This window comes from Oligella urethralis DSM 7531, from assembly GCF_000372065.1.
Taxonomy (GTDB): Bacteria; Pseudomonadota; Gammaproteobacteria; order Burkholderiales; family Burkholderiaceae_B; genus Oligella; species Oligella urethralis.
In genome coordinates, this window is sequence record NZ_AQVB01000045.1 from 1 (window position 1) to 1235 (window position 1235).

Genomic DNA, 1235 nt, shown 5'->3' on the forward strand with positions numbered 1-1235 from the left:
TCTGCTAACTCGGCCTGCCACACCCGTGAGCTCAACAGTTCCGCTTGTCCATCACTGCTATTGATGTATTGCGCCAAGGGCACAAACTGACCATCAAAGAGTTTTCACAATCTCCGCATTTACTTATAAAGTCCTTTATATTTTCCTGTAAATATTTGCATATACACTTTATATTCTTTTTTCATAGTTCTTTGAAACATAATATCTTTAAGTGGATCTACATTTTTACCGAATAAATAGCTAAGATATAGCCTTTCATTAAGTTCAGGATATGTTCTCAACGATGTAAGTTCATGACTATCAATGATGCTGTCCTCATTATTGTTAATTTCTTTGATTACAATGAAATCTTGTGGTTTAGTTGTCAGAGTCCTTTCAACTAAAACCCCACCCGGCTTTGACATAGCAAAAGTCATTTCATCATCCGTCCCCTCCCAAATAGTATACATTTGAGATTCAAAGTTTCTTTGTATCCAGCGTGAAGGAAATTGCAGGGTAGAATTTCCAACTATATCCATTTTTTTGACATGACTGTCTTTTAAAAATTTATGTACCACAGGAACACAAAAGAGAGTATTTGTATTTTCTAACGATGAGATTTTCCACTCGTGAGAATCATTATAAATATCAAAAAAATAAAGAAATGGCTCTTCCATCATTTGGGCTAAAAAGCAAATATCCTCTCTAGCTTCAATACTAATAACCGTGCCTTTTTTCCAAGTAACTCTAGTCATTCTTAATTCCTTTTAAGTCTCGCATTTTGTTTTATGAACTGTTTGAGGATTCTTGCCTAGATGCGCTTCTGCTGCCTTTTTGTACTCGTCTCTATTTGGATTATTTGCTCCGACTGGATTTTGCGCATTGGCAACGTTTTCTCTTCCTAAAACTGTCTTATCTTCCTCAAAATAATATTGCTCTAATCCTCTAGCTGTTTTTTTACCTTCTATGTCACTTCCACTATATACAGGCGTAGGTGCCTGTCCCCCAAAAGCATCAAAATTACCACCATATCTATAACTAATAATTTGCTCAGGTGAAAGCCCCATGCTACTAGGGGCACTAGCGTAGCCAGTATATGATTTCCCGTTTTTATACCCTCGATAAGTCACACTATCTCTTCCTGCACCTGTGCTAACATTATTCCACCCCAACGGATCCACCCACTCCACCGGGTTCGGGGCGTATTGATAGAGGTTAAGCCCTCCCATCAAGCCGATCGGGTCTTGGCTGATAAA

General features: G+C 38.1%; 2 protein-coding genes. Both read right to left on the reverse strand.

Features of this window, described 5'->3' with window-relative positions:
* Window positions 1–119: 119 nt before the first annotated feature.
* Complete coding sequence (locus tag A3GA_RS0111075) at window positions 120–734, reverse strand: hypothetical protein (protein ID WP_018027467.1); 615 nt, start codon at window positions 732–734, stop codon at window positions 120–122.
* A gap of 12 nt (window positions 735–746) precedes the next feature.
* On the reverse strand, window positions 747–1235 hold a 489-nt coding region (locus A3GA_RS12430), incomplete at its 5' end, for an RHS repeat-associated core domain-containing protein (protein WP_018027468.1).